This window comes from Pantoea sp. FN0302, assembly GCF_050113775.1.
GTDB lineage: Bacteria > Pseudomonadota > Gammaproteobacteria > Enterobacterales > Enterobacteriaceae > Mixta > Mixta alhagi.
In genome coordinates, this window is record NZ_JBNJSM010000001.1 from 1,870,841 (window position 1) to 1,891,638 (window position 20,798).

The 20,798-nt window shown below is 57.0% G+C and carries 21 protein-coding genes, 1 pseudogene and 1 riboswitch; of the genes and pseudogenes, 9 read left to right on the forward strand and 13 right to left on the reverse strand.

Annotation, left to right across the window (positions count from 1 at the left end; translation table 11 throughout):
• Positions 1–93: 93 nt before the first annotated feature.
• The gene (locus tag ACQE32_RS08715; RefSeq protein WP_427021642.1) at positions 94–2,040 is read left to right on the forward strand and encodes a methyl-accepting chemotaxis protein; all 1,947 of its coding nucleotides are present in this window, start codon (positions 94–96) and stop codon (positions 2,038–2,040) included.
• Positions 2,041–2,105: 65 nt separating this feature from the next.
• Here the strand turns inward: ACQE32_RS08715 and ACQE32_RS08720 are convergent, their stop codons facing one another.
• Positions 2,106–3,194 carry a DUF1615 domain-containing protein gene (locus ACQE32_RS08720; RefSeq protein ID WP_426974152.1) on the reverse strand — a complete coding sequence of 363 codons (1,089 nt, stop codon included), beginning with the start codon at positions 3,192–3,194 and terminating at the stop codon, positions 2,106–2,108.
• 151 nt (positions 3,195–3,345) lie between these two features.
• On the opposite strand from ACQE32_RS08720, the gene ACQE32_RS08725 reads away from it, so the two are divergent.
• On the forward strand, positions 3,346–4,143 hold the full coding sequence (locus ACQE32_RS08725; RefSeq protein WP_426974151.1) for an OBAP family protein: 798 nt from the start codon (positions 3,346–3,348) through the stop codon (positions 4,141–4,143).
• Here the strand turns inward: ACQE32_RS08725 and moaE are convergent.
• The 5 genes from moaE to moaA form a co-directional block, all read right to left on the reverse strand.
• Positions 4,137–4,592 (reverse strand): molybdopterin synthase catalytic subunit MoaE, encoded by a 456-nt coding sequence (gene moaE / locus ACQE32_RS08730; RefSeq protein ID WP_426974150.1) that lies wholly within the window; start codon positions 4,590–4,592, stop codon positions 4,137–4,139. The two genes, ACQE32_RS08725 and moaE, sit on opposite strands and share 7 nt — an antisense overlap.
• Position 4,593: 1 nt before the next feature.
• Positions 4,594–4,839, reverse strand: coding sequence for a molybdopterin synthase sulfur carrier subunit (moaD, locus tag ACQE32_RS08735; protein ID WP_085067535.1), 246 nt, complete (start codon positions 4,837–4,839; stop codon positions 4,594–4,596).
• A complete protein-coding gene (gene moaC / locus ACQE32_RS08740) occupies positions 4,832–5,317 on the reverse strand; it encodes a cyclic pyranopterin monophosphate synthase MoaC (RefSeq protein WP_085067536.1) in 486 nt (161 codons plus the stop codon). Before moaC ends, moaD begins: the two co-directional genes overlap by 8 nt.
• A 2-nt stretch (positions 5,318–5,319) precedes the next feature.
• Positions 5,320–5,835 (reverse strand): molybdenum cofactor biosynthesis protein B, encoded by a 516-nt coding sequence (moaB, locus tag ACQE32_RS08745; RefSeq protein ID WP_250652167.1) that lies wholly within the window; start codon positions 5,833–5,835, stop codon positions 5,320–5,322.
• Positions 5,836–5,849: 14 nt separating this feature from the next.
• Entirely contained in the window at positions 5,850–6,836 is a 987-nt protein-coding gene (gene moaA / locus ACQE32_RS08750; RefSeq protein WP_085067538.1) for a GTP 3',8-cyclase MoaA, read from the reverse strand.
• Positions 6,826–6,957: riboswitch (molybdenum cofactor riboswitch) on the reverse strand. Its footprint overlaps the gene before it by 11 nt.
• 305 nt (positions 6,958–7,262) lie before the next feature.
• Between moaA and ACQE32_RS08755 the strand changes: the two genes are divergently transcribed.
• Positions 7,263–8,171 carry a gluconeogenesis factor YvcK family protein gene (locus ACQE32_RS08755; protein ID WP_426974148.1) on the forward strand — a complete coding sequence of 303 codons (909 nt, stop codon included), beginning with the start codon at positions 7,263–7,265 and terminating at the stop codon, positions 8,169–8,171.
• 102 nt (positions 8,172–8,273) lie between these two features.
• Here ACQE32_RS08755 and uvrB read toward each other — a convergent pair whose 3' ends face one another.
• The gene (gene uvrB / locus ACQE32_RS08760; protein ID WP_250652165.1) at positions 8,274–10,295 is read right to left on the reverse strand and encodes an excinuclease ABC subunit UvrB; all 2,022 of its coding nucleotides are present in this window, start codon (positions 10,293–10,295) and stop codon (positions 8,274–8,276) included.
• Positions 10,296–11,208: 913 nt separating this feature from the next.
• Between uvrB and ACQE32_RS08765 the strand changes: the two genes are divergently transcribed.
• Positions 11,209–11,925: an ATP-binding cassette domain-containing protein gene (locus ACQE32_RS08765; protein WP_426974147.1), complete on the forward strand. Its 717-nt coding sequence runs from the start codon at positions 11,209–11,211 to the stop codon at positions 11,923–11,925.
• A gap of 7 nt (positions 11,926–11,932) precedes the next feature.
• Here ACQE32_RS08765 and bioD read toward each other — a convergent pair whose 3' ends face one another.
• From bioD to bioB, 4 genes are read right to left on the reverse strand one after another with little or no spacing between them, the layout of a single operon-like run.
• Positions 11,933–12,604 carry a dethiobiotin synthase gene (gene bioD / locus ACQE32_RS08770; protein WP_426974146.1) on the reverse strand — a complete coding sequence of 224 codons (672 nt, stop codon included), beginning with the start codon at positions 12,602–12,604 and terminating at the stop codon, positions 11,933–11,935.
• Positions 12,597–13,355 carry a malonyl-ACP O-methyltransferase BioC gene (bioC, locus tag ACQE32_RS08775; RefSeq protein WP_426974145.1) on the reverse strand — a complete coding sequence of 253 codons (759 nt, stop codon included), beginning with the start codon at positions 13,353–13,355 and terminating at the stop codon, positions 12,597–12,599. Before bioC ends, bioD begins: the two co-directional genes overlap by 8 nt.
• On the reverse strand, positions 13,336–14,490 hold the full coding sequence (gene bioF / locus ACQE32_RS08780) for an 8-amino-7-oxononanoate synthase (RefSeq protein WP_426974144.1): 1,155 nt from the start codon (positions 14,488–14,490) through the stop codon (positions 13,336–13,338). The genes bioC and bioF overlap by 20 nt, the downstream gene beginning before the upstream one ends.
• Positions 14,490–15,521: a biotin synthase BioB gene (bioB, locus tag ACQE32_RS08785; RefSeq protein WP_427021643.1), complete on the reverse strand. Its 1,032-nt coding sequence runs from the start codon at positions 15,519–15,521 to the stop codon at positions 14,490–14,492. Before bioB ends, bioF begins: the two co-directional genes overlap by 1 nt.
• 86 nt (positions 15,522–15,607) lie before the next feature.
• Here bioB and bioA point away from each other — a divergent pair, with 86 nt between their 5' ends.
• From bioA to ACQE32_RS08805, 4 genes are all read left to right on the forward strand, one after another.
• Entirely contained in the window at positions 15,608–16,900 is a 1,293-nt protein-coding gene (gene bioA, locus ACQE32_RS08790) for an adenosylmethionine--8-amino-7-oxononanoate transaminase (RefSeq protein ID WP_426981187.1), read from the forward strand.
• A 74-nt stretch (positions 16,901–16,974) separates the two neighbouring features.
• Positions 16,975–18,027 carry an NADP-dependent oxidoreductase gene (locus tag ACQE32_RS08795; protein ID WP_426981031.1) on the forward strand — a complete coding sequence of 351 codons (1,053 nt, stop codon included), beginning with the start codon at positions 16,975–16,977 and terminating at the stop codon, positions 18,025–18,027.
• Positions 18,027–18,707, forward strand: coding sequence for a type 1 glutamine amidotransferase domain-containing protein (locus tag ACQE32_RS08800; protein WP_250652157.1), 681 nt, complete (start codon positions 18,027–18,029; stop codon positions 18,705–18,707). The genes ACQE32_RS08795 and ACQE32_RS08800 overlap by 1 nt, the downstream gene beginning before the upstream one ends.
• Before the next feature lie 12 nt (positions 18,708–18,719).
• Positions 18,720–19,196, forward strand: coding sequence for a kinase inhibitor (locus ACQE32_RS08805; RefSeq protein ID WP_426974140.1), 477 nt, complete (start codon positions 18,720–18,722; stop codon positions 19,194–19,196).
• Here ACQE32_RS08805 and ACQE32_RS08810 read toward each other — a convergent pair.
• Together ACQE32_RS08810 and pgl are read right to left on the reverse strand one after the other, a co-directional pair.
• Positions 19,193–19,363, reverse strand: a complete 171-nt coding sequence (locus ACQE32_RS08810; RefSeq protein WP_426974139.1) for a hypothetical protein — start codon at positions 19,361–19,363, stop codon at positions 19,193–19,195. The two genes, ACQE32_RS08805 and ACQE32_RS08810, sit on opposite strands and share 4 nt — an antisense overlap.
• Positions 19,339–20,334, reverse strand: coding sequence for a 6-phosphogluconolactonase (gene pgl / locus ACQE32_RS08815; RefSeq protein ID WP_426974138.1), 996 nt, complete (start codon positions 20,332–20,334; stop codon positions 19,339–19,341). Before pgl ends, ACQE32_RS08810 begins: the two co-directional genes overlap by 25 nt.
• 158 nt (positions 20,335–20,492) lie before the next feature.
• On the opposite strand from pgl, the pseudogene ACQE32_RS08820 reads away from it, so the two are divergent.
• A pseudogene (locus ACQE32_RS08820) lies at positions 20,493–20,710 on the forward strand (HAD-IIB family hydrolase); the annotation flags it as partial.
• Positions 20,711–20,798 lie beyond the last annotated feature (88 nt).

Sequence of the window (20,798 nt, forward strand, 5' to 3'; positions counted from 1 at the left end):
ACTCAACTTTATTAATTTATTGCCGATAAGCTGTACAGAAGGACACTCACTGACAGGAGGTTATTTTAATTTTTTACTTTTCCGGGGAATGACATGACCACTTTATCTGCCAGTCGGCGCAAAATGCGCACCCAGACCCTGATGCTGCTAACCGGCGTCATTACCATCTCCCTCGGGTTTATTCTCACTATCGGCTTACTCAGTAGCCAGTCACGCGATCAGCAGCGCCAGCTGGCGCAGGATTACCTGCAGCAAATCGCCAGGGCCAACGCGCAACAGGTGCAAAACAAGCTCGACGAGGCATTACACACTGCGCGTGCATTGGGTAATGACAGCTGGAGCTTAAAAGAGGCGGGCGTGCCGGAGCGCCGGGCGCTGGATCGTATGCTGACCGCTACGCTGGGTTCGCATCAGGATTACCTTTCAGTCGCACTGGCCTTTGAACCCAACGCGTTTGACGGCAGAGATGCGGAATTTGCAGGCCAGCCGGACCAGGATGCTACCGGTCGCTATGCACGCTATACCGATCGCAACAGTGAGGGTCAGCTCGCGCTCCATAACCTGGTAGACTATGAGAAGCCGGGTATTGGTGACTATTACCTGCTGCCGCGTCAGCGCATGAAAGATGTGATCCTCGAACCTTATCATTATCCCTATAACGGCGTAGAGGTGATGCTGACTTCGGTTGCCGCGCCGATCATCAAGGATGGTCAGTTCAAAGGCGTGGTCACCGCTGACTTCTCGCTGGAGACACTGCAAAAAGTGATTGGCGCCATCAAGCCGTGGCAGGGCAAGGGTTATGCGATGCTGCTGTCGCATCAGGGTAAAGTTATCGCCAGCCCCGATCCATCGCTGGCAGGCAAAGCCTGGCAGGGAGAAAAAGGTGAAAACCTCACGGTGCATGAATATCAGGATCCGTTCCTGAAGCAAGCCACATTTATTAGCTGGCAACCAATCCATATCGGCAACAGCGAAACGCCATGGCAGCTGGCGATTGTCGCACCAGTCAGTGATGTCATGGCCGCCGCTAACCGTCAGCTTATCTGGGCACTGGTGTTGATGCTGGTCAGCATTATGGTGGTCTGCGGCGTGCTGGGCCTGATCTTCAGTCGTAAAATCGCACGTCCCGTTGGCGGCGAACCGGCCGAAGCAGCAAGCCTTGCTCTGGCGGTTGCACAAGGCGATTTAAGCCGCACCATCAATGTGCAGGCGAAAGATCAGCAAAGTATTTTTTACGCCATGCAAACCATGCAACAGCAGCTGCGTAGCATGGTGAGCGAGATCATGACCGCCAGTGCCTCGGTACGCAGCGGCGCAAGCGAAATCGCCAGCGGCAACCTCGATCTCTCTGCACGCACTGAGCAGCAGGCTTCCGCGCTACAGGAGACGGCAGCCAGCATGGAGGAGCTAACCGCCACGGTGAAGCTGAATGCCGATAACGCGCACCAGGCCACGGAGCTGACCGACAACGCCACGGCAATAGCCGGACGCGGCGAGGCGCTGGTACAGCAGGTGGTAGAGATCATGGCGCAGATTGACGAAAGCTCGCGCAAAATTGGTGATATCACCAGCCTGATCAGCAGCATCGCTTTTCAGACCAATATTCTGGCGTTGAACGCAGCAGTAGAGGCGGCGCGCGCCGGTGAACAGGGACGCGGCTTTGCAGTAGTGGCTTCTGAAGTGCGTAATCTGGCGCAGCGTTCCGCCAATGCGGTAAAAGAGATCACCGCGCTGATCGACGAGTCCTCGTCACGGGTCAGCACCGGCGTCTCGCTGGTGAATGAGACCGGCAAAACCATGAAAACCATGACCGAGTCCGTGGCGGCGGTGCAGTCGATTATCGACGAAATCGTTAATGCTTCCGATGAGCAGTCGCAGGGCATCAGTCAGGTCAGCGTGGCGGTCAATGAGATGGATGGCGTTACGCAGCAAAACGCCGCGCTGGTGCAGCAAATGTCGGCTGCCGCCGCCTCGCTGGAAGATCAGGCGCGCCAGCTGGCCGATACGGTTTCCACCTTCCAGCTGGAGCAGCAGCGCTAAGCCAGAGCATAATCCCTTATAACAAAACGGCCCGCCCGTGATGGATTAACGTCACGGGCATTTTTTTAACGCCGCGCCATGCATTGCTGATAGCGGCTGTTGACCCGCTGGGCAAACCAGGCGGTAGTGAGGTTGCGGGTGATTTTCGGGCTTTCCAGACGGATGCCGGGCAGCATTTCACGCGGCATTCGGCGCCCGGCCTGTTTATCGGCCAGCGCGAAGACCTGCTTCCACAGTTCGCTTTTTTCAAACTCCAGCTTATCGCCCTTTTCTAAATCGCGACGGATCGCCCGAGGGCTCATATCGATTTGCCCCGCCAGCGTGCGTACCGCCAGTTCTGTTGCACCCGCCTTATCGGAGCCATAGATAATCAGATCGCCGTCCAGCGCCAGCTTCATGCCGGTAGTGCGCGCCACCGCTGCCTGAAATGCTGCATTGCGGCTGGCGTACCAGCCTGCGTTAAAGTCGGCGAAACGGTACAGCGGCGTGCTGTAATTAGCTGGATAGCCCAGCAGGTGTTTAACGCCAAACCAGATGCCGCCATGACCAGTAAAGACTTCCTGCCGGATGGAGGTTTCCACCGGCCACGGATAGCCTCGCGCATTCGCCTCAGCAAAGGCGATACTTACCTGCATCGGGCCGCCGGTATGAATTGGGTTCAGGTTGCCAAACAGCGTCTGCCCCATCGGTACCATATTAATAAAGTCATCAAAAATGGCGCTCAGCTCTTTTTCTGTACGCACGCTGTCCAGCCGATCGGCATAGCTACGCCCGTTGGGCGATTTAATCAGCAGCGCGGTACGGACCAGAAAGGCGGGAATATGCAGCCGTGCCGCCCGTTTGTTGATCTCGCCCCAGGCAATTTTTGGCAGGCCGGGCACCGGTGAATCGGCGTTAAAATTGGTTTCCTGATCGGCTACGGCAATCACGGCGCAAATATTGCTGTCGCTGGCCTCGATCTGCTGGGTACGAAAAGCAGTGGCCATATCACTGGACCAGTCCGCTTTTTGCCGCACATGCCCCGGCATTAACGCGGTAATGCGCGCCTGCATCTGCTGCGGCGTTTGCTGCGGCGTCTCTTTCTGTTTGCTGGTACAGCCCGCCAGCGCCAGCAGCGCAACCAGCGGCATAAGGCGAAGTAACTGAGATGACATACCTGTCCTTATCGTTTTTGAAAATAAGCGCACCTTAACCACTGCCGCAGCGAAATGCCAGCACCGCTTTCATTCATAGCCCCCTCGCCTTCCCATTTCTCAGTTTTACGCTAACGTTAAGTTTTGTTAATTGTTATTACAGGAGTTATCAATGAAAACCTCATGGTTACCGGTGGTCGCAGCGCTGATGCTGGCTGGCTGCGGCGGCAATAATACCCCGGCGCAGGTGAACACTCCCGGCGCGCCGACTTCAACAAAAATGAAGCTGCTGGATACCGGCGCCGCCGCAATGCAGTCACGCCCGCCGATTGACGCCATTAACGCCTATCTCGACGGCTTTCATTTTTACAACGGCGACAAAGATGGTCAGATGGAAGCGCACCACTACGTCACTATCCTGAATGATGATGTAATGCAGGCGCTGATTTATGACGGCAACACACGCGATGCCCGTTTAATGGGCGTGGAATATATTATCAGCGAGCGGCTGTACAAAACGCTGCCGCCGGAAGAGAAAAAGCTCTGGCACAGCCACAGCTATGAGGTGAAATCGGGCACGCTGGTGGCACCGGGACTGCCGGACACGGCAGATAAAGCGCTGATGACCAAACTGGTTAACACCTATGGTAAAACCTGGCACACCTGGCATACCGACCGCGATAAAACGCTGCCGTTTGGTATTCCAGCGCTGATGATGGGCTTCACCGCCGACGGTCAGCTCGATCAGCGCCTGCTGAAAGATCGCGACGAACGAATGGGAATTGATACACGTAAGATGCGCCAGCAGCGTGCTGATATCATCGCGCATCCGGTAGTCAAAGGCGCTAACGCCTGGCAGGATGGTGAGGTGATCCAGCTCCAGCGCGTCAAGGGCGGCGGTGAGCATGCCCACGGCAGTACGGAATTTGGCACCTCAGAACAGACGAAGCGCCACAAAACCCCTCACTGATCCCAGCGTCCGGCCGCCTGCTGGTCGCTGTGGCGCGCCTCAACCCAGCGATCGCCTTCGGGCGTCGCTTCCCGTTTCCAGAACGGCGCGCGGGTTTTCAGATAGTCCATGATAAATTCGGCGGAAGCGAAGGCCGCACCGCGATGCGCCGCGCTAACGCCGACAAAAACAATCTCATCGCCGGGAAACAGCTCGCCGATGCGATGGATCACGCTCACCCGTTCCAGCGGCCAGCGCGCGCGCGCCTGTTCCACAATCTCTGCCAGCGCTTTTTCCGTCATGCCGGGATAATGCTCCAGCGTCAGAGCGGAAACGTGCTCCCCCAGATTGTGATTGCGCACTTTGCCGGTAAAGGTCACCACCGCGCCATCCTGGTCGCAGGCGGAGAGCCACTGATACTCTTCGGCCATATTGAATGGCGCCTGCCCCACACGAATACGGGTCGTCATATTAACCTCCGGTGACCGGCGGAAAGAAAGCGACCTCGTCGCCATCCTGTAACGGATGCTGTAGCGATACCAGCGTCTGGTTTACCGAGGCCAGCAGTTTGCCCGCGCTCAGCGCCAGATCCCAACGATCGCCACGGGCGGCCAGCGCCGCGCGTAGCTCTTCTACCGTGGCATATTCCGCCGGCAGCGATAAAGAAGAGGTCGCCACCAGTTCGCGTACCTGCGCGAAAAACAGCACGTTAATCATTATCCACCGCCTGAAAATCCCCTGATTTGCCGCCGCTTTTCTGCAGCAGGCGCACTGACTCAATAACCATATCTTTCTGTACTGCTTTACACATATCGTAAATGGTCAACGCAGCTACGGACGCGGCGGTTAACGCCTCCATCTCTACGCCAGTTTTGCCGGTTAGCCGACAAACCGACTCAATCCGCACCCGATTTTTTTCCGGCTCGGCGGTGAGTTCCACTTCAACTTTGCTCAGCATCAGCGGATGACAGAGCGGGATCAGCTCCCAGGTGCGTTTTGCTGCCTGAATACCGGCGATACGGGCGGTGGCAAAGACGTCGCCTTTATGATGACGTCCCTCAATGATCATTTGCAGCGTGGCGGGCGCCATCACGACGCAGGCTTCCGCGCGCGCTTCACGCAGCGTTTCCGCTTTGGCAGAAACGTCAACCATATGCGCTTCGCCTGCGGCATTAATGTGGGTTAATTGCGACATAGTTATGATTTTTTCAGATGTGATACAAACTGGCAGGGGCGCGTGCGGGCGTCGAGCTGCTCACAGATAATACGTTCCCAGGCGGTCTGGCAGGCAGAGGTCGAGCCTGGCATCGCGAAAATCAGCGTCTGGTTAGCCAGACCGGCCACCGCACGTGACTGCAGAGTTGAAGAGCCAATCTCCTCCCATGACAGCATGCGAAACACTTCGCCGAAGCCTTCAATTTCCCGGTCAAACAGCGGCAGCAGCGCTTCCGGCGTACTGTTTTTGCTGTTAAAGCCGGTGCCGCCGTTGATCAGGATCACCTGAATATCATCGCTGGCAATCCAGCTGGAGACCACCGCACGGATGCGGTAGAGATTGTCTGCAACAATCGCGTGATCGAGCACCTGATGACCCGCTTCGGTCACCGCCTCGCGTAAATAGTCGCCTGAGGTATCATCTGAGGCGTCGCGGCGATCGGAAACGGTCAGTACCGCAACCTGTAGCGCCTGAAACTCCATTGTGGCTTTGCCCATGCTTTACTCCGCGTTTAACCGCCGATAAATGAAAGATTCTGCGTAATGCCGGTGTTGCCCTGATGCAGGAAGTGCGTCTGCTTTTTATGCCCCAGGCTTTCGGCGATGCGCGCCTGTAGCTCAGGCTGCTGCGCATCAGAAACCAGAAGATCGCGTAGCGGCACGCCGCCATCACCAAACAAACAGAGATGCAGATTGCCGGTGGCCGATACCCGCAGGCGATTGCAGCTGGCGCAAAAATCGCGTTCATAAGGCATGATCAGGCCGATTTCGCCCTGATAGTCAGGATGGCTAAACACCTGCGCCGGACCGTCGCTGCGCGCCCGAATCTGGCGCTGCCAGCCCTGCATAATCAGCTGATCGCGGATCACTTCGCCGGAAATATGGTGACGTCGAAACAGATCGCTGCCCTCCCCGGTTTCCATCAGCTCAATAAAGCGTAGCTGAATGGGGCGGTGGCGAATCCAGTCGAGGAAGGTTTGCAGGCTGTGATGGTTAACATCGCGCATCAGCACGCTATTGACTTTCACTTTGCTGAAACCGGCCTCCAGGGCTGCGTCAATACCGCGCATGACCTGGTGAAATTTATCCTGACCGGTAATGGCGTGGAATTGACGCGCATCAAGACTATCGACGCTAACGTTAATGGAGGTCAGGCCTGCATCGCGCCAGCGTGCGACATCGCGCGCCATACGGTAGCCGTTGGTCGTGACCGCCAGCTGACGGATCCCCCGGTTTTCACGCACGGCAGCGATGATGTCGACAAAGTCGCGGCGCAGGCTCGGTTCGCCGCCGGTCAGACGGACCTTTTCCGTACCGGCATCGGCAAATGCGCGCGTAACGCGCCGGATCTCATCAAGCGAAAGGAAACTTTTGTTTGTCGCGCCCTGCGGCTTATAGCCATCGGGCAGGCAGTAGGTGCAGCGAAAGTTGCACACATCCGTGATCGACAAACGCAAGTAATAGAACTTGCGGGCATAGGAATCAATAAATTGGGTCACCAGAACACCTTTCCAAATGGGAGATGCAGTCATTTCTTTCTGCACCCTGGCAGCTCGCGGCTGCGGCCAGTGCCCCCTATCTGTCGACGTAGGCGCAAAGGCTTGAGTGTGGTTTTGCCTGTTAAACAGGAATCTGCAAATAGTAACGCCATTTGTCCGGGTATGCCACGGTGAATTTCGCTATATAATTAGATGCATATCGCTACTTCGGTGCATTTATCTGCATGATAGCGACAGTTTGCTGCATGATGATTTTAATTAGTCACAAGCGAAGCCCGAACGATGATTGTGATAGCGCATTTTTGCGCGTTGTTTGGCAAATCACAGCCGTACTGCTACGGCCAGAGAGTATTAAACGCCCAGAGAAACGATTATCCTGTGGCAATTCGACGGTTAAGATTACCGTCACTTATTGTCAGGAGAATTATGCGTAATCGTACCCTTACGGATCTGGATCGGGTGGTGGCCCTGGGCGGCGGACATGGACTGGGGCGCGTGATGTCGGCCCTTGCTTCGCTGGGCTCACGTCTGACCGGCATCGTAACCACCACCGATAACGGTGGCTCTACCGGTCGTATCCGACAATCGGAGGGCGGCATAGCCTGGGGCGATACGCGTAACTGCCTGAACCAGCTGATTACCGAGCCGGGCGTGGCGTCGGCAATGTTTGAGTACCGCTTTACCGGCAATGGCGAGCTGTCGGGACATAACCTTGGCAACCTGATGCTGAAAGCGCTCGATCATCTCAGCGTACGCCCGCTGGAGGCGATTAATCTGATACGCGATATGCTGAAGGTGGATGCCATGCTGATCCCTATGTCGGAGCAGCCGGTGGATTTAATGGCAACCGACTGCGAAGGTCATATGGTTTACGGCGAAACGGCAATCGATACGCTGGCGCGGGTACCGCAGGATTTAATGCTGCATCCCAACGTGGCGCCAACGCGCGAGGCGATAGAGGCGATTGCCGAAGCCGATCTGATTTTGATCGGACCCGGCAGCTTTTTTACCAGCCTGATGCCGCTGTTGCTGATGGATGAAATGGCGCAGGCGCTGCGCCGCACGCCCGCTCCGCTGATTTTTATTGCTAATCTGGGCCGGGAACTTAGCCCCGCCGCAGCCAGCCTCAGGCTGGAAGATAAGCTGGCGATCATGGAAAAGTATATTGGTAAAAAGGTGATTGACGCGGTGGTGGTCGGCCCACGAGTGGATGTACAGGGCGTTCAGGATCGGCTGATTGTGCAACAGCCACTGGAAGCGGCGGATATCCCCTACCGTCACGATCGCCAGCTGCTGCGTCTGGCGCTGGAGCAGGCGCTTCAGGCGCTCGGCTAAGGCGCGCCGCCCGCAGCGAAGCCGTCTCCGGGCGGTGGCTTCTGACACGGCCATAAAAAAAGCCGCAGCGGTTCAGGCGGCGGCTTTTTCAGGACGCATTATTTACGAAGCAGCGATAAACAGCTCGCGTAGCTGATGTAACTGATCGCGCACGTTGGCGGCTTCTTCGAACTCCAGGTTTTGCGCATGCTGCTGCATCTGCGTTTCCAGCTGGTGGATCTTTTTCTGCAGTGCCTGCGGCGTAAGCGCCAGATAACTGGCTTCGGTCTCAGCAGCGCCACGATTGCTGCTCTTGCCGCGTGTTTTCCCTTTGGTCGCGCTTTTGCCCAGTTCAAGAATATCGGTAATTTTCTTGTTCAGGCCCTGCGGCACAATACCGTGCTCAGTGTTGTACTCGATCTGTTTCTCGCGGCGACGCTCGGTTTCGCCGATCGCTTTCGCCATCGAAGGCGTAATCCGATCGCCGTAAAGGATCGCCTTGCCGTTAACGTTACGTGCCGCACGTCCGATGGTCTGAATCAGCGAGCGTTCAGAACGCAGGAAGCCCTCTTTATCGGCATCCAGAATCGCCACCAGCGACACTTCCGGCATATCCAGCCCTTCACGCAACAGGTTGATGCCCACCAGCACGTTGAATACGCCCAGACGCAGATCGCGGATAATTTCCATACGCTCAACGGTATCAATATCTGAGTGCAGATAGCGCACCTTCTCGCCGTGCTCTTCCAGATATTCGGTCAAATCCTCCGCCATGCGCTTGGTCAGCGTGGTCACCAGCACGCGCTCGTTGATCTCAACGCGTTTGCGGATTTCCGACAGCAGATCGTCCACCTGAGTGGCGACCGGGCGCACTTCAATAATCGGGTCGAGCAGACCGGTAGGACGCACCACCTGATCGATCACTTCGCCAGCGGATTTTTCCAGCTCGTAGTTGCCCGGCGTCGCCGAAACATAGATGGTCTGCGGCGCCAGCGCCTCAAACTCTTCAAACTTCATCGGGCGGTTATCCAACGCCGACGGCAGACGGAAACCATACTCCACCAGCGTCTCTTTGCGCGCCCGGTCGCCACGGTACATGCCGCCGATTTGCGGAATAGTAACGTGGGACTCATCCACCACCAGCAGCCCATCCGCAGGCAAATAGTCAAACAGCGTCGGCGGCGGCTCGCCCGGCCCGCGCCCGGAGAGATAACGTGAATAGTTTTCGATGCCGGAGCAGTAGCCCAGCTCATTCATCATCTCCAGATCGAACTGAGTACGCTGCGTCAGGCGCTGCTCTTCCAGCAGCTTGTTGTTCGCCAGCAGCGTTTTACGCCGGTCGGCCAGTTCAAGTTTGATCTCTTCCATCGCCTGCAAAATACGTTCGCGCGGCGTAACGTAGTGCGTTTTCGGATAGATGGTAAAGCGCGGCACCACGGAATCTATCTGTCCGGTCAGCGGATCGAACAGCGACAGCCGCTCTACCTCTTCATCGAACAGCTCCACGCGCAGCGCCAGATCGTCCGATTCCGCCGGGAAAATATCGATCACTTCGCCGCGTACGCGGAAAGTACCACGCTGAAACGCCTGATCGTTACGGCTGTACTGCAGCTCAGCCAGGCGACGCAAAATACTGCGCTGGTCGATAAGCATACCGCGCGACAGGTGCAGCATCATTTTCAGATACAGATCGGGATCGCCAAGGCCATAAATAGCCGAAACCGATGCCACCACGATCACATCGCGCCGCTCCAGCAGCGCTTTGGTGGCGGAAAGACGCATCTGCTCGATATGTTCGTTCACCGAGGCGTCTTTTTCAATAAAGGTGTCGGAGCTGGGCACGTAGGCTTCAGGCTGATAGTAGTCGTAGTAGGAAACAAAATACTCGACGGCATTATCGGGAAAGAATTCTTTCATCTCGCCATACAGCTGCGCCGCCAGCGTTTTGTTGGGCGCTAACACCATCGTTGGCCGGTTAAGATCGGCAATCACGTTGGCAACGGTGAAGGTTTTCCCGGAGCCGGTCACCCCCAGCAGCGTCTGGTGTGCCAGACCGTCCTCAAGCCCCTCTTTCAGACGACGTATCGCCTCTGGCTGGTCGCCGGAGGGCTGAAAGGCGGAGTTAAGTTTAAAGGCTTTACTCATTAGGAATGATCTCTGCTGAAGAATTGCACGGACAGGAGGATAATTTTACTCCGCTTCGATGATTTTTCCAGCGCGTGACACTGGATAAATAATCAGTTATTTTGCCCGATACCCATGAAAAAGGCAAAGCGACAATTTAAAGACTTATCATTACATGGGGATAATATTAAGAGACGCAAGGTTATCCCCAACAGCGGGCAGCATTTAACATTTGTCAATAGGCGCAGCGCAAAAGCCATAGCGGAAAAAAGCGTACGCAATAGCAGGCTTGATTTTAACTAACATGTTGAAATTTAATAAAATATAAATAAAGCCCAGTTTCGCGCCAGTTCAGGAAAAAGCCGCGCCCGCTCTGGCTTGCACGTTGTTTTCACTCGGTAATGCACATGGTTATCCACAGGAATAGTGGATAACTGTTTACAGGCCCCGCAACATCGGGGATGGATAAAATTACGCCCCAGGCTGTAACACGGATGAAATATTTTTTTTTCGCGTTTTTCAGCCTGACCTGCCCCTGAATTTTCTGGTTTAACGCCTGCTATTCGGCGTTACCGCGATTTTTCTACCCTAAACGTCAAGCCGTTATTAATAAATTTTTCTGCCTTATGGTGGTTCTTCTGCACCATAAGCGTGGTCTCATTGGCACCGTCAGCGTGCAGCCCATTTATTACACGATTAAATTATTAAGTATTTCTGACCATTCAACGTCTGCTGTGCATGCCATAACAGCCCGTCTTCTGCCCGTTTTCGATGATTTGGCCTGTGGATTGCAAGAAAGCATGAACCTCCCATCTGGATTGGCCCTTGAGCCTCCAGGGGATAAGGCGGTGATATCACCTCGCCGACATCTGTTACCTGCCTGACCTGAGGCAGGCGGCGGAATGATTTGAACTGTACGGAAGGAGAATATCAGATGCTGCGTTTACGTTCGGTGAATCAGTTTTACGGTAAAAACCATATCCTGTGGGATGTGGATCTGGACCTGCCGCCCGGCACCTGTACCGGCATCATCGCGCAGCCCGGCATGGGAAAAACCACCCTGGTAAACTGTATTATGGGCCACCTGCCGATTAACAGCGGCAGCATGATATGGCAGCAGGCTGGATCGCCGCCGGAAAATTTACTGATGCAGCCAGCGGCAACGCGCGCGCGGCTGGGGATCGGCTATGTGCCGCAGGGACGGCAGATTTTTTCCCAGCTCAGCGTGGAGGAGAATCTGCTGATCGCCTTGCTGGCTGGTCAGCAGGATCGCCACAGTGCCATTCCGCCGCTGGTTTATGAACTGTTTCCCACGCTGTGGCAGCTGCGCCATCAGCGCAGCGGCGATCTGACCCTGGAGCAGCAGCAGAATCTGGCGCTGGCCCGCGCGCTGGCACTGCAGCCGCAACTGCTGATTTTAGATGAACCAACCGAAGGCATGTCGCCGTGGCTGGAGGAGGAAACCGGTAATTTGCTGCATCGACTGAATCATGAGTTCGGCCTGACGATCCTGCTGCTGGAACAGCGGGTTTCGGTTATTCGTCGCGTAGCGGACTATTTTTTGCTGCTGCATCGTGGACGCAACGTGGCGCAGGGCCACGTTGCGGAACTGGATGAAAAGGTAGTGGATAAATGGCTGGCGGTGAGCTAAACGCGCGTCAGACGGGCAGACGAACATAGTCGCCCAGCGCGGCGTTATCAACCTGTTCCAGCCAGGGGATTTCGCCCAGCATCGGCGCAGGCAGGCGCTGTTGCAGGGTCGCCATATATTCCTGATGACGTCGGCCCGGCGGTTGAATATCGTTGGCGATCCAGCCCGCCAGCGGCAGCCCTGCATTGAGGATCGCTTCAGCGCTGAGCATCGCATGGTTGATACAGCCCAGTTTAATGCCCACCACCAGGATCACCGGCAGCTGCTCCTCGCGCACCCAGTCAGCATATGTCTGCTGCTCCGACAACGGCGTATACCAGCCGCCCGCGCCCTCGACCAGCACCCATTCAGCTTTTTCCCGTAGCGTCTGCAGCCCGGCGGAAAGCCGCGCAAATTCAATCGGCTGACCGGTATCGGCGCTGACAATATGCGGCGATGTCGGCTCCATAAACACCAGCGGATTCACCTCTTCATAGCTCAGCGGCACGCTGCTGTTACGCTGCAGCGCCAGCGCATCGCCGTTGCGGATGCCCTCCGGCGTCATTTCACTGCCGGAGGCCACCGGCTTATAGCCTGCGGTAAGAAAGCCCGCGCGGTTAGCGGCCTGCAGCAGCGCGCTGCTGGCAACGGTTTTGCCTACTTCGGTATCGGTTCCGGTCAGGAACCAGCAGTTACTCACAATCAATTACTCCGGTTACCAGTTGATAAGAGAGGCGATAGCCGCGTTCATCCTGCGGCCAGTGCTGTGCCAGCTGCTGCAGGCGCTGGCGCGTTAATAGCCCGCTGGCACGCCCCTGATGAATATGAGTGGCACCGATGCCTTTTAGCGATTGCAGCGCGCTGCGCACATCGGGAAAGCGCTGCTCAACCGTTTCGCTGCTCAGCCGCAGCCCCAGGTCGTCGCCAGCACGCTGGATCGCCGCCACGGAAAGAAAGGTATTCACATGTTGATAGTCATCCAGTGCCTGCCAGGCGCTGCGCATCTCATACAGCGAATCCTCCGCCAGAGTAGAAAACAGCACCCGTCCGCCAGGGCGCGTTACCCGACACAGCTCGCGCAGCCCCTGCGCCAGATCGTCGCACCACTGCATCGCCAGATTACTCCAGCAGATATCCACGCAACGCGCATGCAGCGGCAGCGCCTCAATATCACCCAGCAGATAGTGATGCGCGGTCTCATCGCGCCGCGCCTGTGCCAGCATGCCTGGCGAAAGATCGAGGGCAACGACCTGATGACCCTGCTCGCGCCAGCGTCGGCTGAACCAGCCGGTGCCGCAACCCGCATCCAGCACGGTTCCGCCGGATAACGCAGGCTGCAACGCCATAAGGCGTTCTCCGCTGTAGCGCTGCAGTTCGGCAAAGCGGTCGTAACCGCCTGCCGCGCGGCCAAATGCCTGCGCCACCGCCTGCTTATTCACTTTGTGCGTCATACAGCGCCTCCAGTAGCCGATCGATATCGTCCGCCGTGTGACTTGCGGTTAAGGTAAGACGCAGGCGTGCCGTGCCCGGCGGCACCGTGGGGGGGCGAATCGCTGTAACCCAGCAGCCGCGCTGACGCAGACGGCTGGCGAGCGTCATCGCCTGGCTATCCTCACCCACCAGCAGCGGCTGGATAGCGGTGGAGGAAGGCAGCAGCATCAAGGAGAGTTGCGCGGCGCCGTGACGAAAGCGGGCAATGTTCGCCGCCAGTTGTTGACGCAGATCGTCGCCCTGCTGGACAGCGTGCAATGCCGCACGCAGCGCTTCGGCCTGCGCTGGCGGCATTGCCGTGCTGTAGATCAGATGGCGGGCAAACTGCAGCAGATAATTAGCGGTGTCGTTATCGCACAGCAACGCCGCGCCGCTGATGCCAAACGCTTTGCCAAAGGTCACGATCAGCAGTTCTGGCCTGACGCCCTGCTGCCAGCAGCTGCCGCGTCCCTGTTCGCCCTGTACGCCGATACCATGTGCATCATCCACCAGCAGCCAGCCGCCTGCCTGCTGAGTAAGCTGATGCAGCGCGCCCAGCGGCGCGCTGTCGCCATCCATGCTGAATACGCCTTCGGTGACCACCAGCGTTTCGCCCGCCTCTTGCGGGGTTAACAGACGTTGCAGGCTCTCTGGCTGATTATGGGCAAAACGCCGCAGCGTGGCCGGACTAAGGCTGGCCGCTTCCAGCAGCGAGGCGTGTGACAGTTTATCCGCCAGGATACGGTCGCCCGCCTTTGCCAGCGCGCCGATCGCAGCCTGATTGGCGGCATAGCCGGAATTAAACAGCAGCGCACAGGGATAGCCAAGCCAGTCAGCCAGCTCCGCTTCCAGCTGAGCGTGCGGCAACGCATAGCCGGTGACATGGCCCGACGCCCCGGCACCCACGCCGTAGCGTTCAGCGCCCTGCTGCCAGGCCTGCACCAGACGCGCATCATGGCTCAGCCCGAGATAATCATTGCTGGCGAAGTTGCGGTAGCGTTTTCCGTTATGCAGCAGCCAGCCCGCGCGGCTCTGTTCCAGCAGACTGCGCTGACGAAAGCGCTGCTGCTGTTGACGCTCGGTCAGCGCTGCTGCAATCCGATGTTGCCAGCTCATTACCGGGCCGCGTTGTAATACTGTGGGGTATCGGCGTTAACCAGCTGCTGCGCCAGCGCCTGTTGCTGTTCGTTATCCCCGGCGTGAGTGTGGGTGTGCTCAGGATTAAGGCCCAGCTTACGGAACAGCAGCAGATCCTTATCCTCTTCCGGGTTAGGCGTGGTGAGCAGTTTGCAACCGTAGAAAATAGAGTTCGCGCCCGCCATAAAGCACATTGCCTGGGTCTGCTCACTCATCTGCTCGCGTCCGGCGGAGAGACGCACGTGCGAACGCGGCATCATGATGCGCGCCACGGCGATGGTACGGATAAAATCAAAAGGATCGACATCCTCGTTATCCGCCAGCGGCGTGCCTTTGACCTTAACCAGCATATTGATCGGCACGCTTTCCGGCGGCGTCGGCAGGTTCGCCAGCTGTACCAGCAGCGCGGCGCGATCCTTTACCTCTTCCCCCAGGCCAACGATGCCACCGGAGCAGACTTTGATCCCCGCCTCGCGCACTTTTTCCAGCGTATCCAGTCGCTCCTGATAGGTGCGGGTAGTGATGATATTGCCGTAAAACTCCGGCGAGGTATCAAGGTTATGGTTGTAAAAATCGAGTCCCGCTGCGCCCAGCCGCTGTGCCTGCTCATCGTTAAGGGTACCCAGCGTCATACAGGTTTCCAGCCCCATCGCCTTTACGCCCTGCACCATTTTTTCCAGGTAAGGCATATCGCGATCGTTGGGGTTTTTCCATGCCGCGCCCATACAGAAACGGGAGGAGCCTGCCGCTTTCGCCTTACGCGCCGAGGCCAGCACCTCTTCCACTTCCATCAGGCGTTCCGATTCCAGCCCGGTTTTATAACGGGCGCTTTGCGGACAGTATTTGCAATCTTCCGGGCAGGCACCGGTTTTAATCGATAACAGCGTACTCACCTGTACCTGACGCGGGTCGAAGTGCTGCCGGTGTACCTGCTGCGCTTCAAACATAAGTTCAAGAAAAGGCTTATTAAACAGGGCCTGAGCCTGTGCCAGCGTCCAGCGCATTGACATTGCTTACTCCAGAAAGGGTCGTTTTTATCATGGTATCTGATGTAGACTTGTAAACTAAATCTTTTTATTTTGGTTTACAAGTGATCATGACTTCTGACGATCTCGCCTTCGACCGCGACCATATCTGGCACCCTTATACCTCCATGAGCGAACCGCTGCCCTGTTATCCGGTAGTGGGCGCGCAGGGCGTTCATTTGCAACTGGCCGATGGCCGCCAACTTGTGGATGGCATGTCCTCGTGGTGGGCGGCGATCCACGGCTATAACCACCCTCGTCTGAATCAGGCGCTGCAGCAACAGATGGCGCAAATGTCGCATGTGATGTTCGGCGGTATTACGCATCCCTCCGCCGTGGCGCTCTGTCGCCGTCTGGTCGCCATGACGCCTGCGCCGCTGGAGTGCGTGTTTCTGGCCGATTCCGGCTCGGTGGCAGTGGAAGTGGCAATGAAAATGGCGCTGCAATACTGGCAGGCGCGCGGTGAGCGGCGGCAACGCTTTTTGACCCTGCGACGCGGCTATCATGGCGATACTTTCTCCGCCATGTCGGTTTGCGATCCCGATAATTCAATGCACAGCCTGTGGCAGGGCTATCTGCCTACGCATCTGTTTGCGCCCGCGCCGCAGTGTGGCTTTGATGATTGCTGGGATGAGCAGGATATTGCCGAATTTGCCGCGCAGATTGCCAAGCATGCAGGCAGCCTCGCCGCCGTGATCCTTGAGCCGATTGTGCAGGGCGCTGGCGGGATGCGCTTTTACCATCCTGATTATCTGCAGCAGGTCCGCGCGCTGTGCGATCGCTATCAGGTACTGTTGATTGCCGATGAGATCGCCACCGGCTTTGGCCGTACCGGCAAACTTTTCGCCTGCGACCATGCCGGTATCGCACCTGATATTCTTTGTCTGGGCAAAGCGCTGACCGGCGGCACCATGACGCTTTCCGCCACGCTGACCACACGCGAAGTGGCGAACACCATCAGCAATGGTGCGGCGCGCTGCTTTATGCACGGACCAACCTTTATGGGCAATCCGCTGGCCTGCGCCGTGGCCGATGCCAGTCTGGCGCTGCTGCAGGAAGGCGACTGGCAAACGCAGGTAGCGACCATTGAACAACAGCTACGCACCGCGCTGCTGCCGCTGGCGGCTCATCCGCAGGTAGCGGACGCGCGCGTGCTGGGTGCTATCGGCGTGATTGAAAGCCGTCAGCCGGTGAATATGGCGGCAATACAACGCTTTTTCGTTGAGCACGGCGTATGGATCCGTCCCTTTGGCAAGCTGATCTATCTGATGCCGCCCTATGTGATTACATCGCAGCAGCTGAGCCAGCTAACTGAAGCAATTAAGGCGGCCCTGGATCACGCCGAACTGTTTCTGCCGGGCTAATGCCGACCGCCGTTAAGCGCGGGGCCGTGGGATAAACTACGCTTTTAGCATCCCCATTAGCCAAGGAGTGAATAATGTCACAGCAGAAAGAGCATAATCGCCGCGTCATTCTGGTCTCGCGTCCACATGGTGCGCCGACTTCCGCCAACTTTCGTCTTGATACGCAGCCGGTTCCCACGCCCGGCGAGGGAGAGCTGCTGTTACGGACGGTTTATCTCTCACTCGACCCTTATATGCGCGGTCGCATGAGCGATGCGCCTTCCTACGTTGAGCCTTTTGCCGTGGGAGATGTGCTGGGCGGCGGTACGGTGGCGATTGTTGAGCAGTCGCAGCATCCCGACTATCAGCATGGCGACTGGGTGGTCAGCCAGAGCGGCTGGCAGGACTATGCGCTGTCGGATGGTCGCGGGCTGTTTAAATTACAGGGCCCGGTATTAAAGCACCCTTCGTGGGCGCTGAGCCTGTTGGGAATGACCGGCTTTACCGCCTATATGGGGCTGCTGGATATTGGTAATCCGCAGCCGGGCGAAACCGTGGTGGTGGCCGCCGCAACCGGTGCCGTTGGCTCGGTAGTGGGTCAAATCGCGAAGCTGAAAGGCTGTCGCGTGGTCGGCATCGCCGGCGGCGAAGAAAAATGCCGCTACGCTATGGAAAAACTGGGCTTTGACCACTGTGTCGATCACCGCCGCGACGATCTGGCGCAGCAGCTGAAGCAGCACTGCCCTGACGGCATCGACGTCTATTTTGAAAATGTCGGCGGCAAAGTATTCAACGCGGTATTGCCGCTGATGAACAGCAAAGGCCGAATCCCACTGTGCGGTCTGATTGCCGACTATAACAGCACCGACCTGCCGCAGGGACAGGATCATTTACCGCTGTTCCAGGGAGCCATTCTGCGTAAGCGCCTGCGGGTGCAGGGCTTTATTATCAATCAGGATTACGGCGATCGTTTTGAGGAGTTTTTCCGTCAGATGAGCCAGTGGGTAGCGGAAGATCGCCTGGTATTCCGTGAACATAGGGTTGATGAGCTGGAAAACGCGCCTGAAGCCTTTATCGGCATGCTGGAAGGCAAAAACTTCGGCAAGCTGGTTATTCGGGTAGCAACGGATCAACCGGGAGAGCAGTAATGAAAATTTTAATGGTCTTAACGTCCCACGATCGGCTGGGCGATACCGGCAAAAAAACCGGCTTCTGGCTGGAGGAGTTTGCTGCGCCTTATTATATCTTCAAGGATGCCGGTATCAGCGTGGTACTTGCCTCGCCGCAGGGCGGGCAGCCGCCGCTCGATCCGAAAAGCGACGAGCCAGATGCGCAGACCCACGATACCCAACGCTTTCGTCAGGATATTGCTGCTCAGCAGGCGCTGGCGAATACGCAACGTCTGGAAACCATTGATGGCAGCAAGTACGACGCGGTATTTTATCCCGGCGGCCACGGTCCGCTATGGGATTTGGCCGAGGATAAGCACAGTATCGCGCTGATTGAAAATCTGTTCGCTAACGGTAAGCCGGTCGCTACCGTTTGCCACGCGCCTGGCGTTTTGCGCCATGTGAAAAAACCAGACGGTACACCGCTGGTAGCGGGTAAACGCGTCACCGGCTTTACCAACAGCGAAGAGCAGGCAGTCGGACTGTCAGATATTGTGCCTTTCCTGGTAGAGGATGAGCTGAAGAAGCAGGGCGGCCTGTTTGAACGCACCCAGGACTGGGGCGTCTGGACGGTAACCGATGGTCATCTGATCACCGGCCAGAATCCCGCTTCTTCTGCCGCCACCGCCGAAGAGTTACTGAAACTGTTGCATCAATAAAATGGAGAGGCGATGAGGGTTTATAGTCACAATTTCAACGACGGCGAAAAGATGCCGGAACGCCATGTCTTTAATGGCATGGGTTATCAGGGCGATAACATTTCACCGCATCTTGCCTGGGATGAGGTGCCGGAAGGCACGAAAAGTTTTGTCGTGACCTGCTACGATCCTGATGCGCCGACCGGTTCCGGCTGGTGGCACTGGGTGGTGGCGAATATTCCTGCTGACGTCACGGTACTGCCACAGGGCGCGGGTTCCGGCCAGGCATCGCTGCCTGAAGAGGCGATCCAGACGCGCACCGATTTTGGTAAAGCGGGCTACGGCGGCGCGGCCCCGCCGCAGGGCGAAAGCCACCGCTATATTTTTACCGTACATGCGCTGGACGTGGATAAAATCGAGGTGGATGAAAACGCCAGCGGCGCGATGGTGGGCTTTAATGTCCATTTCCACCGCCTCGCCAGCGCATCGATTACCGTGCATTACAGCTAATAGTATTCAGCGGGGCGCTGGTGCGCTCCGCCTGCTGCCAGCCGCCTGAATTCCTCTTTTGCTTTTACCATCTGCTGACTGAACTGCGTGTTATTGTGCAGCCTTGCCACCATTGCCGCAGCGCTGCGATGCGGCTCAAGTTTTACAGCGCGTGGATCACCACCCACATCGGCCCCTGCCCTACCGCATAGCGCGCCAGCGGCGTCAGCAGCCCCTGCTCGCCATCGATACGATAGACTTCGATATGATGCGATTTCTGCCCTGCCGCAACCAGATACTGGCCGCTGCGATCGATGTTAAAGCCGCGCGGTTGGGTTTCCGTCGGCTGATGCCCTTGCAGAGTTAACATGCTGCCATCTTCGCTGACGCTGAAAATAGTCAGGGTGCTGGAGGTACGATCGCAGGCGTAAAGATGACGACCATTCGGCGTCAGATGAATATCCGCCGCCCAGCGCGTGTCGGTAAAGTCGGCAGGCTGCATATCCAGACTCTGTACGCACTCTACTTCGCCGTGGGCGTTGCGCAGCTTCCAGACGTCAACGGTGCTGTTAAGCTCATTGACGCAGTAGGCATACTGCTGACTGGGATGGAACACCATATGACGCGGGCCTGCGCCCTCAACGGTAGTGACCTGCGGCTGCTGATGCGGCGTGAGTTTTCCGGTGGCATGAACATCAAACAGGCAGATACGATCCTGCTTCAGGGCTGGTACAAATAGCGTCTGGTTGTCGCTGCCGATATTCGCGGAATGGCACCCTTCCAGCCCGTTAATAATCTGGCTCGGCTCCAGCGGTACGCCATCCGCGCCGATCGGGCTAATGCTGACGCAGGCGTCGTTATAGGATCCGCAGAACAGGAACCGGCCCTGATGGTCGGTAGAGATATGCGTCGGGCTGCCCGGCAGCGAGGCCTGCCCCGCTTCGCTCAGCGTGCCATCCTCAGCGATACGATATGCAATAGTACGGAACTGCGGGCGCACGCCTACGTATAAAAAAGGCTGGGTGGGGTTCACCACCATCGGCTGCACCTGACCGGCGACATCCACCACTTGCAACAGCGTCAGCGCGCCATCCTCATTCATACGCCAGACGTGAATCTGTTGGCTTTCCGGACTGGCGGTATAAACAACTTGCTTCATGAATTCTCCTTGTCTGATTACCTGTAATTGTTGGCCTGTGGCAAAGGGTAGCGTGTTTTAACCAGACTCGGCGGATTGATTGTGCCGCTATGGTTTGGTGACCAGCACCACAGGGTGTAACATCGCTGCTTTGCTAATAATGACTGGCGGAATTAACTATGAGCTATCGCGTGATTGCCCTCGACCTTGACGGTACGCTGCTCTGACGCCGCGTAAAACCATTCTTCCTGAATCGCTGGCCGCCCTTGCCGAAGCCCAACGGGCCGGGGTAAAAGTCCTGATCGTTACCGGACGTCATCACTGCGCCATCCATCCTTTTTATCAGGCGCTGGCGTTAGATACACCTGCAATCTGCTGTAATGGTGCCTGTTTGTATGGGTAAAGCATTACTACAAAAAAATCCTGTCCATGCTTCCCTTCCCATGACTTACAAGTGTTGATCAACAAAGCAAGCGGTGTACTAT